Here is a 15,990-nt window from a genome sequence, read left to right as displayed (position 1 = left end):
TGGGTTTCCTTAATTCAATCACACCTCATCGAGAAGGGATGAGCGTAACTTGGTGATCCTGACACAGCTGAAGAAACTCGGGTGTGATTTCATCCACAAAAAGCTTTTGCATTTCAGACAGTTCACCACTTACTACTGGAGCATAGCGTCCTAATTTGCTTTTGTCTGCAACCAACCAGCATTGCTCGCTGCATTCGATAATGGCGCGAGTGAGGTTAGCTTCTTCCGGGGTGAAGTCGAGCAGTTGCCCATTATGTGTCATGCCACCGACGCCGAAAATGCCAATTTTGATGTTGAAGCGGCGATAAAAGCGAGTGGTCACTTCGCCAACCGTATCTTCGTCAGAGTGTCGCACCAATCCTCCTGCAAGATGCAAGGTAATATTGGGGTTGCGACTGAGTGTTAGTGCTGCGTTGAGGTTGTTGGTCACCACTGTTAAACCAGGGTGATCCAACAAGGCTTGTGCGACTTGTTTAGGTGTGGTGCCAATGCCTAAGAAAATGCTGCTGCCTTCTGGTAATTCAAGCGCCACTTTTTGCGCAATACGCTGCTTCGCTGAGAGATTGAGCAGATCGCGATTGGTAAAAGAGAGATTGTCATTGGCGCTGGGGAGTGAGATGCCTCCGTGCACACGACGCACCATGCCTTTATCGCTCAAGTCATTCATATCTTTACGAATGGTTTGCACCGACACATCAAAGCGTTCAGAAAGCAGGGTACTGGAAAGTACCCCGTGGGTTTGCTGCAAATACGCGAGGATCTGTTTTTGTCGAGTGGATAAGCTCACTGCCAGCCTCATTGCTGCTGTCTCTGTTGCTGACGCGCATCGACGGATGGAGATTGAGCCGAGAGTGGAATGCGTTTCTCTTGTTCATCAAAGAGATGCAACTGTTCAATACGTACCCAAATTGGTAGATTTTCACCGATGGTCAGCGGCATTTCTGCGGTAACCGCAATAAAATCGCCCTCACCATACTCACCTTTAATTTTGCCATGCACCAATTGATTTGGTCCCAAGGGTTCAACCACTTGAATGTTGAGACTCAGCTCGATGGCATCGTCGATGGGGTGCAGTGAGGCATGCTCGGGGCGAATGCCCAACGTGAGTGTGTTGCAGTTTAAGTCGGCATCGTATGGCACTGGCCACTGTTTTCCCGCCAATTGCAGTTTCCCATTACTGATTGAGGCAGTTAGGAAGTTCATCGCAGGGCTACCAATGAAACTGGCGACAAATGTGCTAGCAGGTTGGTGATACACTTCTGCGGGTGTGCCAATTTGTTCAATTTCACCTTGTTTAAGAACCACGATACGATCGGCAAGGGTCATGGCCTCCACTTGATCATGGGTGACGTAGACGCTAGTGACGCCAAGCTCTCGCTGCAATTTTTTGATTTCCAGACGCATGTGTGCCCGCAGCGCAGCATCGAGGTTGGAGAGGGGCTCGTCAAATAAGAACAGTTGCGGATCGCGAACAATCGCTCGTCCCATCGCCACACGCTGACGTTGGCCACCAGAGAGTTTGGCGGGCTTACGGTCGAGATACTCCTCAATCTTGAGCGTTTTGGCGACTTTGGCAATTTTTTCTGCAATGGTGCTTTTGCTGACGCCCCGATTTTTCAGTCCATATGCCAAATTGTCGTACACACTCATATGCGGATAGAGCGCATAGTTTTGGAACACCATGGCGATATCACGGTTGGCGGGCTTTTCGTTATCGACGCGTCGTCCTGCAAGGTGAATTTCTCCTGAGGTGATCGCTTCTAGTCCCGCGATAGAGCGCAATATTGAGGATTTTCCACACCCTGATGGGCCAACTAAGACAATAAATTCGCCTTGATGGATCGCCAGGTCAACGCCTTTTACCGCTTGGTGGCCATTTTCATACGTTTTTACCAGTTGTTGAATGTCTAACATGATCGGCTCCGCAGAGATTGAGCGGCGAATCGGATGAATATTGGAGTTCTGATTATTTTTCACTTTCTACTAATCCTTTAACAAACCAGCGTTGGAAGATGACCACCACCAAAACAGGCGGCAGCATAGCGAGAATCACCATGGCAAAGGCGTAGTCATAGCGAGGTAAGCTGGTTTCATTGATGTTATTGAGAATCTGTTTGATGCCCATGACGATGGTGTTGTACTGCTCATCGGTGGTCATCATGATTGGCCAGAGATATTGATTCCAACCCACAATAAACATGATGATGAAGATGGCGGCCATCATGGTTTTGGACAGAGGGAACAAAATATCGATAAAAAATCGTATCGGCCCTGCGTTGTCGAGTTGCGCCGCTTCAAGCAGTTCATCCGGGATGGTTTTAAAAAACTGACGAAAGAAAAACGTGGCAGTGGCGGAGGCGATAAGAGGCAGTACCAAACCGGTGTAGCTATTGAGCATACCTAAGCGAGAAACCACCTCATAAGAAGGGATGATGCGCACTTCCAGAGGCAGCAGCAGCGTAACGAAGATCAGCCAAAACCACGCGGTGGCATACGGCAAACGGAAATAGACCAAAGCATACGCCGCCATCATCGAGATAATGATTTTACCAATCGCAAAACCCAGCCCCATGATGAGAGAGTTCACGATCATGGTATGAGCGGTGACATTACCAGCAAAGCCCAAACTTTTGTTCCATGCCTCGGCGTAAACCGCTTGCAGATTGTCTCCTAGCGTCCATTGCAATCCTTCCGAGACGATGGTGTTTGGGTTGTGGGTGGAGCTGGCGAAGATCAGCCAAAGTGGCAGCAACATAAAGAGTGCGCCAGCGATCAAAATCAAGTGATCAGAGAGTCGATTACTTTTCATACTTGCCCCCTAGTAATGAACGCGTTTTTCGACAAAACGAAATTGCAGCCATGTCAGTAGCAGCACCAATACCAGCAGCACGACCGATTGTGCGGAGCTACCGCCAAGGTCTGCACCGACAAAACCATCGCGATACACCTTGTACACTAATGATGTGGTGCTGCCGCCCGGACCACCATTGGTCATGGTGTCAATCACGCCGAAGGTTTCGAAGAAGGCATAGGTTAGGTTGATCACCAAAAGGAAAAAGCCCGTTGGCGCAAGCAGCGGAAAGGTGATGGTCCAAAAACGTTTGTTGTCGCTTTGGCAGTCCAACAGTGCGGCTTCTCGCACGGCGTATGAGATGGACTGAAGGCCCGCTAAGAAGTAGACAAAATTGACGGAAACCTGTTTCCACACCGAAACCAGAATTAAAGCAATCGTGGCGTCGACCGGATCGGTTTGAAAACTAAACTGCCAACCAAGACGCTCGAACAGATCCGTTAATACGCCAATATGAGGGTTAAACAGAAATCCGCCAATGATCCCTGCGACTGCAGGTGCGACAGCGTAAACCCATGTTAAGGTGATGCGATAAGGACCTTGGCCATGAATGATGTTGTCTGCTTTCACCGCCAACAACAACGCGAGCGCGAGTGAAAGAAACGAAACTAACAGGGAAAACAGCAAGGTAAAGCCTAAGGATTCCAAATAGTCGCTCGACGTGAACAGCAGTTGATAGTTTTCAAACCAAACAAAAGTGGAAGAGAGGCCCCATGGGTCTTCCAACATAAACGAGAGGTAAATGGCTTGTGCGGCAGGGTAGATAAAGAACACCCCGATGATCACGATCTGCGGCGCAAGCAGCAGATAGGGGAGTGGAGTGTGGGAAAAGTGTTGTCGGCGTTCCACGGTCATTCTCTATGTAAAACGGAAATAAAAAAATGCCGCCGGCTCCAGAGAGCCGACGGCAAAGGGGTTATTGCACGGTACGAGCAAAGCGGTTAAGCAGTTTTTCGCTTTCGTTTTCCACTTTGTTTAAGCTATTTTCTACCGTCGAGCGGCCAGAGAAAATGTTGTCAAACTCACGGTGCATCACTTCACGAACTTGTGGGTAGTAGCCTAAACGGTAACCTTTGGTCCACTCGCCATCGGGCAGGCTAAGCTGTTTTACCCCCACTTCTGCATCTGGGTTTTCTTGGTAGTAGCCAGATTGCTTCGTCAGTTCATAGGCGGCTTGCGTGACAGGGACGTAACCGGTGGTTTTGTGCCAGTACATTTGTGTTTCTGGCTTGGTGAGGTAATCAAAGAAAGCGGCAACGCCTTTATCTTGTTTGGTGCTATGGCCGTTTAAGGCAAACAGCGCTGCGCCTCCAATAAAGGTGTGCGTCGGCTTTTGTGTGATGGATTGCCAGTAAGGCAGATAGGTTGTGCCCAAGTTAAACTTCACGCGATTACGCAAGCCACCAAATGAACCAGAAGAGCCCATCCACATTGCCACTTCACCACGCTCAAATGGGGTTTGGTTCGCATCCCAATCACTGCCGTAATACTTGTAGTAGCCTTTGTCTGACCACTCTTTCAACTTCTTCACGTGCATCAGCATGTCGTCGGTGCTGAACATGATTTTGGTAGAAAGGGCTTGGTAGCCGTTTTGCTTGTCGGACAGAGGCAAGTTATGGCGAGACTTGAAGTTCTCAAACATGATCCAAGGCGTGAGCGATTGAGAAAAGCCAGCTTTGCCTTTTGAGGCCAACTTCGCGGCGACTTGCTCGAGCTGCTCATAAGTTTGCGGTGCTTTGGCGTTTACTTCTGCCAGCATGTCTTTGTTGTAATACAGCACAGGGGTTGAGCTGTTGAAAGGCATACCAATCATTTTGCCTTGACTATCCGCATAAAAGTTACGTACGCCAGCAATGTAATCGTGTGCGCTGAATGGGTAGCCTGACTCAATCATTAGCGTTTGGACAGGTTTGGCTACTCCTTTACTGTTGATGATGGTCGCAGCTCCCGCATCAAACACTTGCAGAATGTTGGGCGCTTGACCGGCACGAAAAGCGGCAATGCCCGCAGTGAGTGTTTCGGTGTACGAACCTTTGTAAACCGGTGTCAGTTTGTATTCATCTTGTGAGGCGTTGAACTCAGTCGCTAAATGATTGACCGTTTCACCCAGTTGACCGCCCATCGCGTGCCACCAAGTAATTTCCGTGGTCGCAAACGCTGTTGCAGAAAAACCGCCAGATACCGCAGCGCAGAGAAGTCCGTTAACCCATACCTTGTTCATTTGAATGTTCCTTTTGCTTTCGTACGAGACTAATGTTGTTTCGTTTGAAGCTATGCTGGCGGAGAAATGTTGCAAAAACGTGCAAGCTAGATGGCAGAAAAATGAAGCTTTGATGAAGTGAGATCCAAAACTGACAGCAGAAAGAAACAAAAAATGAGGGAAAATATGCTTTTACATTGATAGAAAATGGCTTAACACAAGGCTAAGCCACACATCCTTTAGGCAGTTCTTCTTGATCGAGATACCTATCGCGAATGGCGAGGAACTGTTCCAAATTATCGATTAAGGCACTAACGCATTCAGGATCAAACAGACGACCTGTGTTGGCTCTTATGTAGTCCATAACCACATCCACCGACCACGCGGGTTTATATCAGTAGTGCGTCAAACACGTCGGCCAGCGTGACAATTCGCGCTTCTAGTGGAGTGGATTGTTCTGCGGGTGGGCTTGTATAAAAATGCCGCTCGAGGCGACATTTTTATACAGCAATCGTTGAACAGAGAGGGGTGATCAATTGACACGAAAGCGTCCGACTACATCGGTTAACGCATGAGAGGTGTTTTGCAACTCATCGCTGATGGAGGTCGATTGCGCCGCATTTTCGTTGAGCAGGCGAACGATTTCCTGAATCGCTGCCATGTTTTTGCTCACTTCTTGTGTTACTTGTCGTTGCTCCATCGCCGATGTTGCCATCAAGGTATTGAGGTTATTGATCTCTGCGACTGAATCGGTGACCACATTCAGCGAATCCATCACATGGTTGGTTCGCTCTGCGGTCTCTTCACAACGAGTGCGAGTGGAGCCCATCTCGTTAACCACGTTTTCGGTTGTGCTTTTCAACTTCGCCAGCATTTCGTTAATTTGAGCGGTACTTTGCTGCGTTCTCGCTGCTAATGCGCGTACTTCATCCGCGACAACAGCAAAGCCTCGGCCTTGCTCACCAGCGCGAGCCGCTTCGATCGCTGCGTTGAGCGCGAGTAGGTTGGTTTGCTCGGCGATATCACCAATCACCTGAAGGACAGTGCTAATTTGCTTGGTATCATCACTCATGCGCGCAATGGTGTCTGACATTGCCACCACTTGAGTCACCAATCCGTTCACGCTCTCCACTGCACCCGTCACCGTTTGTTTTGACTCATCAGCATAACGGGTGGTGGTCTCTGTCAGGTGCGCGGCGTTGTCGGCGCTTTGCGCAATGGAATTAGCGCTGGCGCTCATCTCTTCAATCGCGGTAATGGCCTGTTCTGTCTCCTGGGTATGCTGATTAAGCGTGCGAAGGTTTGAACGCGACTGTTCACTCAAATTCACGACGGCGTGGTCGATTTCTTTAGAGGAATCGGCCACTTCAATGAACATCTGCTGTAATTTTTCAATAAACAGGTTAATTGAGTGAGAGATTTGGCCAATTTCGTCTTTGGATTCAATGGCCAAACGTTGGGTTAGGTCGCCGTTGCCTTGAGAAAGATCTGCCACCACCAAGTTGAGGCGGCTAAGCGGTTTAAAGGAAACCTGCAAAAGAATGACGCTGGAGACGATGATGACGGCGGCACACACCAAGAGCGCTAGCGTGATCATCCAGTTCAGTTGGTCAGTATTCGACTGAATATTATCCAGATCGATGTAGCCGATAAGTTCCCAGCGTTGGCCTGCAAATTCCACCGGGCGGGCGATGGGGGTTAAGTTGCTGCCTTGTTTATTGCTAAAAATAACGTTGCCATTGGCGATCAATTCAGCATAGCTGCCTTCTGCCGCATAATCGGCGATGACTTGGCTAAACTGACCCAGATTGAGAACAAAGAAATCAACCGAATCATCAATACGTTTGAGTGAAAAGGTAATGGAAGGTTCTCCATTGAGCATACTCACGGGGCTCACCATAGTGGCATCACCATGCGACTCGGCTAGGTTGATGTACTGTTGGGCATCTTCCTCGCTCATGTTTCCGGTATCGTCAAAGGCGTAGCCATTAACGATTTTAATGATCTTGTCAAAACCAGAGCTTTCCTTGGTTTCACTGATGTCCATCATGCTGAAATTGAGGCTGTTTGCCAGCGCCAATTTACCGTTCAGCTCGTTTTCCAGTTTGCGCTGAATCAGATCCACATTATGCGTAATGTTTTTACTGTCAGTGTCTTGGATGTAACGGCTAATAAAATAGTTAGCGCTAAAGTAAGAGGTGATGATGGTGAGCGAGATAATGGCAATAATCAGCGCAATTATCTTGTTTTTAAAAGAAAGCGGAGTCATAACACTTTACATCCTTAAAAGTGATTTACGAAAACGAAGCATGCCTGCGTCGTAGAGTGGCTGTTCAATTTAATAATTGGCTCAATATTAAGTGAGCGGTGCCATTGTTGCAAATAAGTTGCATTCGTTTGCAGAAATAACTTGGAGCTGTGCAGTGATTAATCTTTGCTAGACATATACTTTTACGAAGAAATACCCGGTAATAACAAAAGATGTCATCGTGACGAAACGGTGAACCCATATTTTGTTGAGATTTCTTGCTACCACAGCAGAAACATATCCGCCAACTACACTACCTAACATCACAACAAAACCATTCCACCAATCAATCGAACCATTGAAGATGAAGATCACAACCGCAATCAATGAAACGCTGGTGGAAATCAACAGCTTTAAACCGTTCATGGTAATGATATCGCGGTGTCCTGAAAGCGTAAGGTAACTTAACGTGACAATGCCCAACCCTGCGTTGAAGAATCCACCATACGCGGAAACAAGAACCAAAAAGAGCGCGGGCAGCCAAAGAATGATTGAATGCTTAGGGCGCTCGGCACGATGACCGATTGCTTGGTTTATTCTGCCGCCAAACACAAACAGTAAGGTCGCAAACAGTAGTAGCCAAGGGATGGCTTTTAAGAAGTCTGACTCGCTGGTATTGAGCAGTAGAAATGCACCGAGCATGCCGCCGAGAAGGCTACAGACGATGGTCTTGAGCAGAATACTTTTTTGCGCATAAAGCTCACGACGATATCCCCATGCACCGCTAATGTAACCAGCGCAACTGGCGAAAGTATTGGTTGCATTGGCCACCACTGGGGGAATACCCACCGCCATAAGCGCTGGGAACGTGATGAAGCTGCCACCTCCCGCGATAGAGTTGAGCATGCCACCAAAAACCCCGGCAAAGAAAAGCAAAATGATGTCCATGTGTTGTAAGCGATCCTTCTATCCCTTTATCCCTTGACATTGCAGAGCTGTCATCAACGTACTGCTTTTCTCAAGTTAACAAACTGATTACATAACAGACATTAATATTATGAAAAACAGTGATCTCAACAGGCGAATTTTCCAACCTTGTCTTATTCTTTTATGGGTAAAGGTGCATATGAAGGCGATGAAAACAAATTGTCAATTGGATTAGCCTTTTGGGTTTGTTGCTCTTTTGGCGCGCTCGTCGAAAAGCATGTGAATGAACGTCACCTTTTCTTTTGCTTTGCTTGTTGATGAGTAAAGTCATCCTTTTCGTCGATGGCATCAAAGATGATGTCATCGAACGTTTTTGGTTATCACGTGTCTTTATCTTCTAACTCTTATCTCTGCTCTTTATTTTCTCTGCTCTTTATTTACGCGACTCGTTTTGGGGGCATTTTTATTTAGATGAGAAAAATATGGGTTACAACTGATTTTATTAAATTTCATTTAAATAAAGCGATATGACAAAAGAGTTCTATATAAATAAAAAAGGATTGTGAGGATAATCAAAAACAAAATCTGACAATAAAGTACTATTCATAAGATCTATTTTTAGTCCCTTAGTACTTTATTTTCATTTCCAGGAAGGATTTATGATGAAGGAACCTTATAAGGTATGGGTTATTTCAAATGATCCAGAATGGTCAGGCTTGATTGTGGCGGGATTGTCCCACACCTTTACGGGTTACGAGTTTGTCATTCAAGCTTCTCTAGAGTCATTGTGGCAACTGAGTGACAATGAGTTGGTGATTTATGATCGACAAACGTTAGGCAACCCCTCGCAACATTTGATTTCACCCACGACAAGAGGTGGCGCATGGATATTAGCCAATGCGACACAGCAAGATCTTGATGGCGTGAAAGGGCTCATTTCACTTGGTTGGTTTGGTTTTCTGGAATCGGAAAAAACACTGGAAAACTTACACAAAGCCATTCGAATGGTGGCGTCGGGTCAATTGTGGTTCAGCCGAGAAGCCATGTCTTATGCGCTAAGGAATATTGTGCGATCTCAGGCAACCACAAGTTGCTCACTTGACGTGGTAGGCAGTAAATATGAACTGTCGGGAAAAGAGCAGAAAGTATTTCTGTATTTGCTTCAGGGTTATTCAAATAAAGAAATATCCGATCAAATGAACGTCAGTTTAAGCACTGTGAAAAGTCATGTATCACATATTTTATGTAAAACAGGAAAACAAAGCCGATCGCAATTAGCGACATTAATGATCGAGTAGTTCTATATAGCCAAGTAACTTCAAGATGCAGGATTCAGAACTTCATATTCTGATTCAGTTCAAGAAAGAGAATGCTGTAGAATGTCGAGATCCTCCCAAGTTCTCTGCATATTATTTGTTTTAAATCAAATTTTTCCGCTAATTAGTCTTTCCTCATCCCTTTGTGTGTTTCTAACTGGTCAGATGACTGATGGTAAAAAAGTCGTATGTGCGTAAATTTAACTTGCAACGAACGAACTACACCGCAGGAACACTATGTAAAGGAGAACAATCATGAAACGTTTAGCAACTTGTATCGCGCTAACCCTTCTTTATTCCGCAGGCGCAGCCGCTAATTCTTGGGTTGTGAGTGACGAAGCACGCGCTGACTTTTTGGTGAAGTTTAGCGGTGAAGTGCCTAAGCGCTGTGAAATGAGAGCAAGTGAAGAGCTCGAAACGCTAAATTTCGATTTGACGCAAAAGTCAGATAAAAAAACCTTCGCGTTTAAAGCTTGGTGCAACTCTTACGGAACAAAAGGCACTTTGCTGGTAGACCCATATGCGTTTAAGAACAGCAACGGCGACGAAATTCCAATGGAATATTCATTCAACGACAAAGTGTCAGTCAAAGATGCAGAAACGGAAACCATGGCAGCGCGTATCGTCGACACCATTGATGTCAGCAACAGCCTTGATAAGCAAATGTCATCCAAACACAAATTGACCATCCGATCGCTTCCTCATAAAGGCGCTCGCTGGGGTAAATACGAAGGCTACATGTGGGTATCGCTTTACCATATGTAATGTCACTTTGTGGGGGACGACATGTCCCCCTTTAATTGAGGTGTCGTATGAAACGGATTTGCTTATTGACGATTTTGCTGTTTTTCTTTCATCGCCAAACGCTGGCGTTTGAGCTGTTCCCTATGGTGCAGTTTTTGGACGATGCCGGTAAAGGAACTACGGTGTTTTTCAAAATCACCAATACCTCACTTGCGCCACTGCCAGTGGAGCTCATCCCAATCAAAAGAGAAGTCTCGCTCAACAATAATGAAACCCTGTCAGAAACCGATGAGCTAATGGTGTTTCCACCACAAGTGCTGATTGAACCAGGCAAATCGCAGAGCATCAAAGTGCAATACATTGGAGAGCCGAAGCAAAGTGCGGCGTCCTATCGTTTAATCGCCAGTCAACTGCCACTAAAAAATGAAGCCAGTAGCGACAGCATTCAAATGCTGTTCCGCATTGGCGCACTGATTTTTGTCTCACCTCAGGATGCTCACGCTGACTATTCAAGCCATTTGACCCAAGGTGAGAATGAGGCCGTGCAGTTAACCATTCGCAATGACGGTACCAGTGTGCTTGAGCTGACCAAACTGAGCCATGAGGTCAGTTGGCATAATCAGAAGAAGAGCTGGTCTTGGGTTGAGTTAGAACCGCTGTTGCCAATGCAATATTTGGTTCCCAATCAAAGCGTTGTCGTTAATGTTCAATCTTTGCTGGTCAAATAATCACGGCCTTAGGGGCCAAGTAGGTCGATCATGCAGCGATGGTGGTGTGTATTCCTATTTCTCTGTTTATGCCCGGTAAGCGGATTTTGCGCGGATTATCGGCTTTCATTGCCAGTGTGGTATTCCGAGACGCAACTTGGCGAGTTGCCGATTGAAATTGAAGGCATGACGCTAAAATCCGTGTCGGCAGAGGCGTTAAACGTGCTGTTGGCCGACAGAATTTCCGATACTTGGTGGCGCGAACGGTTTGCACACCATAGTGGTGATTTTATTCACGTCGACAAATGGCGCGAGCTTGGCGTTAATTTTCACCTCAACTTAGAGTCACTCACCATTGACCTCACGCTACCGCAAGAGGCTTTAAGCGAACGCACCTTGAACGCTTCACAACAATATCCGCCTTTTCAAGCATCGGCGAGTGGCAATGTCAGTTGGCTAAACAGCTTCAATTTTGCTTACAACCGCTATTGGCAAAATGAGAGCGAGAGCTGGTATTCGAGTATCGATTGGCTTAGCCAGATGAACTTGGGGGGCGTCTCTGGCATTAATCTTCAACTGGTCAATCATTTGCAAATGGATGAGGAGAGTCACGACTACGTTCGCGGAGAATGGCTGGCGTTTTATGACGATCCGGACCTGCCGCTTCGCGCATCGGTAGGCGATGTATTCAGTGGTGAGTCCGGCCATCTTTATGGGTTGGCGTTGGGGGGATTTACCGTCGAAAGCCGTTATGCCGATTTACAGCCTGAACGCTCGATCAGCCCGCAAAGCAGCCAACAGTTGCTACTGCAAGAATCAGCAGAAGTTGAAGTGTATGTGAATGGGGAGCGAGTCTCTTCTGGCCGCTTAGAGGCCGGAAGGTACAACTTACAGAATTTGATTTTAGACAATGGTGCAAACGAGATCACCGTAGTGTTGAATTATCTTTCAGGTCGCCAAGAGGTATTGAGCTTTACTCAGTTCTACAATGCGCGTCTTTTGCAGCAAGGCTTGCTGGATTACGCCTTTTCGGTTGGTCGACCGATTGTTTATCAAGAGCAAGGCATTGAATACGAAGACGCATGGCTGGCAACTGGTTATCTAGAGTATGGGGTAACCGATGGGTTCACGTTGGGCGGCAATGGATTATGGGCAAAAGAGGGCGGCGTGATCGGGATACTGGCCACCGTTAGCAGTGGTATGGGCAATCTCACCAGCCGTTTTTCGTGGAGCCACAACGAAGATCAAGGTTGGGTAGCCTCTCTGGACTATGAAAATAGCGTGATTGGTAATGGCGAGAGTCAGTCTCCCAATTTACGTTTGGCGTATGAGTATTCTGATCAATTTCAAAGCAAGCCGTGGAGAAAGGGGGAAGAGGGAAATCAGTATTCCCAGATTTTGGGTAGCTACTTTTGGCAAATCAGTGACGCTGTCGATCTCACGTTATCAGGTCGCTACACCCTTTTTGACGAAAAAGACGACGAAGTGCAGACCTCAGTTCTGCTTAACTGGCGTCATAAAGGGCTTACCGTTGGTTTAGGTACAGAGTATGAAGAGTCGGCGCGATATGTTGAGGGTGATAATCGTCTGTTATTGACGTTTGAATACAACTGGTACTCAGAGCAAGAGAGCCACCGTATTGGGGCATCGTACAACAGTTTGACGGAGCGAAGCCGACTCTACTTCAACAATGAAGGGCTCAACTATGTGGATGACATAGGCGTGCGCATTGAAGCTGAACAGGACCAAAGCATCAAAAGCCAAAAAGCCATGCTCAGTTATACCGCCAACCGTTTCCGAGTGGAAAGCGAGCTTGTGCGAAAGCAAAACCGCCTCGATGACCAAGCACAGTATCAAGGTTCCGTCAGGCTCGCGACCAGTCTTGGCATGGTAGACGGTGAATGGGGATGGGGCCGAGCTCTTTCTGGGCCTTTCATGGTGGCGAGCATGCATCCCACTTTAACGGAGGCGACCGCCTATTTGGATGTGGATAGCGAAGGGAGAGCCACCGCGCTAGCGACGCCAAGTATCAATGGTTTGATTCCGATTTCGCAGCCCTATGGCATCAATATCATCGAGTACAACGTGCACAACGCCCCGCTGGGTTATGACTGGGGGGCGGGAAAAATCGATGTGTCGCCAGGGGCCGCGACAGGGCATCGACTCATCATGGGCTCGGATGCCTCGTACACGGTAACGGGTTTTTTGACGACAACCGAGGGCGAAGCGATCGCCTATCGGCAAGCGAGCCTGATAGTTGACGACAAGCGAATGGTGTTTTTTACCAATCAACAAGGTCGATTCTACATTCAAGGCATCGCTCCCGGAGAGTATCGCTTAGAGCTGTCAGGTTTAAGCAGCGAAGCGCGATGGATTGTGATCCCTGAGTCAGACAACAGCTTGATCAATCTAGGTCAGATCAACGTGGTGCTGATGGACAAATCAGCACATTAAAATGGTAAGGAGGAGAAGATGAATAGCTCTCTCACTCGATGCTCCACACTGATGTGCTTTGGCACACTGATGTGTTTTGTTTCCCTATCCTTGGCAGCGGTGGAGCCAGCAACACAAGTTTGCCAAGGTGAATTTGTCGTGCATTTGTCCAGTCACCCCGTGGACAAGGCAAGCAGTTCCGACAATGCGTTGTGGTTCCAAGGTTATGTGGAGTTGGAAGGGGCGCTGCTCGCTTGCTCTCCTCAATTGGTTATTCACGCCAAAAATGGCTGGAAGGAGCCAATTATTGGGCCTCAAGGCGCGGTGGCATCTAGCCTATTGGATGGGCAAAGAAAAAGCCTGCATCGTGATCAGCGAGGCAGTTTTATCTTGCCACTCCAAGGGCGAAAGAGAAGTGAGTTTTGGGTACATGTTCCTCAAGGAAAAGTGTTGCTTTCTGGCCAATATCAAAGCGATTTTGAGTTTAAAGTTAAGGCGGCTGGTCATGAGTTTCGTCGAGCCGTGTCTCTCAATTACCAAGTAAAACCTTTTGTTAGGGCGCGAGTGGAAAGCCGTCAGGGGGCGCATGTCTCGGTTTCTGGAACCAACGTTAGCATTGATATGGGCAACTTAACCGAGAAGAATCAACGCCAACTCGATGTGATTGTGGTGAGCAATGGCAGCGTGAAATTGGAACTGGATTCTCTCAACCAAGGTGACATGGTCAACGTTAAGAATGCACGCTACAAAATTCCGTATGCCACCTCTCTTAATGGTCAGCCGCTAAGATTAAATGCGCCATTTTACTTGCGTCCTCACCAGCAACGTGAAACACGCTTTCGCTTACAGTTCGAAAATACGCCTATGCCATCGGCTAGGGAAGGGCGCTATGAGGATGAAATGACCATCATGCTGACTGCTTTTTGAATCGTCATGTTTGAAGCCAAACGCGAAAAAACCGCCTCAATCGAGGCGGCATAACGTAGTGCAATATGGAGATGGTTATTGTTATTTGGTTGCTTGTGAAACGTTCGACTTTGTCGTGTTGGGTTTGATTTTCTGATAGATCGCACCTAATAGCGGGCTGCTGACCATCAAAATCGCAATCACAGTAAAGGCCAGTGTTAACGGACGCTCCCACAAGAAGCTAAGCTGCCCATCCGAAATCATCAGCGCTCGGCGTAAGTTTTCTTCCATCAAACCACCCAGAATGAAGCCAAGCAGCAGTGGGGCAAGCGGGAAGTTGGCGAGACGAAGCGCAATCGCTCCCATCGCCACCAGCAGCATCACAAACACATCCATGGTGTTAAATGAAACCAAATAAACGCCAGTGATAGAGAAGAACAGAATCATAGGTAGCAGTACGGTTCTTGGCACTGCCAACAGGCGTGAGATGTACGGGATCAGTGGCAAGTTCAGAATCAGCAGCACGATGTTGCCGACGTACATGGAGATGATCACCGACCAGAACACATCCGGATGGTCAACAAACAAACGAGGACCCGGTTGAATGCCGTAGGCGATCAATGCGCCAAGCATGATGGCCGTGGTGCCTGAGCCCGGAATACCAAGTGTTAACAGTGGCACAAACGAGCCGCTTGAGGCGGCGTTGTTGGCCGATTCTGGTGCCACTAAGCCACGAATGCTGCCTTTACCAAACTCTTCTTTTTTCTCTTTCGGCGCCAAATTGCGCTCCATGCCATAGCTGAGAAACGCCGCGATGGTTGCGCCTGCGCCCGGTAGAACGCCAGTAAAAAAGCCAAGAATTGAAGAACGAATGGAGACAGGAGCCGCTTCTTTGATCTCTTCACGAGTCACTTTCATCGAGCCAATGTTGCTCATGCGCTCTTGTTCTTCCGCGCTGTTGTCTTGATCAGGCTTGAGAATGCCCATTAAGGTTTCACCCAACGCGAAGGTCGCCATCGCCAAAAGCAAGAAGCTGAAACCATCCATTAAATCAGTCAGGCCGAACGTAAATCGTTCTACACCAACGCCTTTATCAATGCCCACGGTTGAGAGCATCAAGCCAAGAATGGTCATCATCCATGCTTTGATCACTTGCCCTTTACCAGCAAAGGCCGCTACCGCAGAAAGCCCAACCAGCATCAGTGCGAAATAGTCTGAGGATTGGAAACTGAGCGACACGGTGGCCAGGGCCGGTGCCGCCACCAACAGCATGATGGCCGATAGCGTACCGCCAGTAAACGAGGCGTAAGCGGCCAAAGCAAGCGCTTTACCCGCTTGGCCTTTTTGCGCCATTGGGTAGCCATCAAACGCGGTTACTACGGTTGAAGAACAGCCCGGTGCGTTGATCAAAATAGAAGAGGTGGAACCGCCAAAAATCGCGCCATAATAAACACCCGCCATCAAAATCATGCCTGAAGAAGGCTCTAGGCCGTAAGTGATTGGGATCATCAGCGCAATGGCCGAGATTGGGCCTAAACCCGGAAGCATGCCGATAAAGGTGCCGACAAAACAACCAATGACTACCATCATCAGGTTCATTGGCATCACTGCGGTCGATAGACCTTGTAAAATTCCGTCTAACATAAAATCAGTTCCTT

The 15,990-nt window shown here is 47.6% G+C and carries 14 protein-coding genes and 1 pseudogene; 6 read left to right on the top strand and 9 right to left on the bottom strand.

What is annotated here, in order from left to right; translation table 11 throughout:
• Positions 1-25 precede the first annotated feature (25 nt).
• From AOT11_RS00210 to AOT11_RS00175, 8 genes and pseudogenes are all read right to left on the bottom strand, one after another.
• Positions 26-799 (bottom strand): DeoR/GlpR family DNA-binding transcription regulator, encoded by a 774-nt coding sequence (locus AOT11_RS00210; protein ID WP_017422169.1) that lies wholly within the window; start codon positions 797-799, stop codon positions 26-28.
• Complete coding sequence (locus tag AOT11_RS00205; RefSeq protein ID WP_017422168.1) at positions 796-1,977, bottom strand: sn-glycerol-3-phosphate import ATP-binding protein UgpC; 1,182 nt, start codon at positions 1,975-1,977, stop codon at positions 796-798. The genes AOT11_RS00210 and AOT11_RS00205 overlap by 4 nt, the downstream gene beginning before the upstream one ends.
• Positions 1,967-2,809, bottom strand: coding sequence for a sn-glycerol-3-phosphate ABC transporter permease UgpE (gene ugpE, locus AOT11_RS00200; RefSeq protein ID WP_017422167.1), 843 nt, complete (start codon positions 2,807-2,809; stop codon positions 1,967-1,969). Before ugpE ends, AOT11_RS00205 begins: the two co-directional genes overlap by 11 nt.
• A 9-nt stretch (positions 2,810-2,818) precedes the next feature.
• Entirely contained in the window at positions 2,819-3,700 is an 882-nt protein-coding gene (locus tag AOT11_RS00195; protein ID WP_026050705.1) for an ABC transporter permease subunit, read from the bottom strand.
• Between the two features lie 67 nt (positions 3,701-3,767).
• The gene (locus AOT11_RS00190; RefSeq protein ID WP_017422165.1) at positions 3,768-5,072 is read right to left on the bottom strand and encodes an extracellular solute-binding protein; all 1,305 of its coding nucleotides are present in this window, start codon (positions 5,070-5,072) and stop codon (positions 3,768-3,770) included.
• Between the two features lie 202 nt (positions 5,073-5,274).
• Positions 5,275-5,512, bottom strand: a pseudogene (locus AOT11_RS00185) (HD-GYP domain-containing protein); the annotation flags it as partial.
• Between the two features lie 71 nt (positions 5,513-5,583).
• Positions 5,584-7,320, bottom strand: a complete 1,737-nt coding sequence (locus AOT11_RS00180; RefSeq protein ID WP_017422164.1) for a methyl-accepting chemotaxis protein — start codon at positions 7,318-7,320, stop codon at positions 5,584-5,586.
• A 168-nt stretch (positions 7,321-7,488) separates the two neighbouring features.
• Entirely contained in the window at positions 7,489-8,247 is a 759-nt protein-coding gene (locus AOT11_RS00175; protein WP_017422163.1) for a sulfite exporter TauE/SafE family protein, read from the bottom strand.
• A 197-nt stretch (positions 8,248-8,444) separates the two neighbouring features.
• Here AOT11_RS00175 and AOT11_RS23980 point away from each other — a divergent pair, with 197 nt between their 5' ends.
• The 6 genes from AOT11_RS23980 to AOT11_RS00145 all read left to right on the top strand — a co-directional run bounded on the left by AOT11_RS23980 (position 8,445) and on the right by AOT11_RS00145 (position 14,353).
• Positions 8,445-8,513, top strand: a complete 69-nt coding sequence (locus AOT11_RS23980; RefSeq protein WP_080586451.1) for a GlyGly-CTERM sorting domain-containing protein — start codon at positions 8,445-8,447, stop codon at positions 8,511-8,513.
• Positions 8,514-8,885: 372 nt separating this feature from the next.
• Complete coding sequence (locus AOT11_RS00165; RefSeq protein WP_017428817.1) at positions 8,886-9,524, top strand: helix-turn-helix transcriptional regulator; 639 nt, start codon at positions 8,886-8,888, stop codon at positions 9,522-9,524.
• Positions 9,525-9,797: 273 nt separating this feature from the next.
• The gene (locus AOT11_RS00160; RefSeq protein WP_017422160.1) at positions 9,798-10,307 is read left to right on the top strand and encodes a hypothetical protein; all 510 of its coding nucleotides are present in this window, start codon (positions 9,798-9,800) and stop codon (positions 10,305-10,307) included.
• A gap of 47 nt (positions 10,308-10,354) precedes the next feature.
• Positions 10,355-11,014 (top strand): fimbria/pilus periplasmic chaperone, encoded by a 660-nt coding sequence (locus AOT11_RS00155; protein WP_017422159.1) that lies wholly within the window; start codon positions 10,355-10,357, stop codon positions 11,012-11,014.
• A gap of 30 nt (positions 11,015-11,044) precedes the next feature.
• Positions 11,045-13,447, top strand: a complete 2,403-nt coding sequence (locus AOT11_RS00150) for a fimbria/pilus outer membrane usher protein (protein WP_017422158.1) — start codon at positions 11,045-11,047, stop codon at positions 13,445-13,447.
• An 18-nt stretch (positions 13,448-13,465) separates the two neighbouring features.
• Positions 13,466-14,353 carry a hypothetical protein gene (locus tag AOT11_RS00145; RefSeq protein ID WP_017422157.1) on the top strand — a complete coding sequence of 296 codons (888 nt, stop codon included), beginning with the start codon at positions 13,466-13,468 and terminating at the stop codon, positions 14,351-14,353.
• A gap of 81 nt (positions 14,354-14,434) precedes the next feature.
• On the opposite strand, the gene AOT11_RS00140 is transcribed toward AOT11_RS00145, so the two are convergent.
• Entirely contained in the window at positions 14,435-15,976 is a 1,542-nt protein-coding gene (locus AOT11_RS00140; RefSeq protein ID WP_017422156.1) for a tripartite tricarboxylate transporter permease, read from the bottom strand.
• Positions 15,977-15,990: the final 14 nt, after the last annotated feature.

This window comes from Vibrio vulnificus NBRC 15645 = ATCC 27562 (assembly GCF_002224265.1).
Lineage (GTDB): Bacteria > Pseudomonadota > Gammaproteobacteria > Enterobacterales > Vibrionaceae > Vibrio > Vibrio vulnificus.
This window is presented reverse-complemented; position numbering and strand designations above follow the sequence as displayed.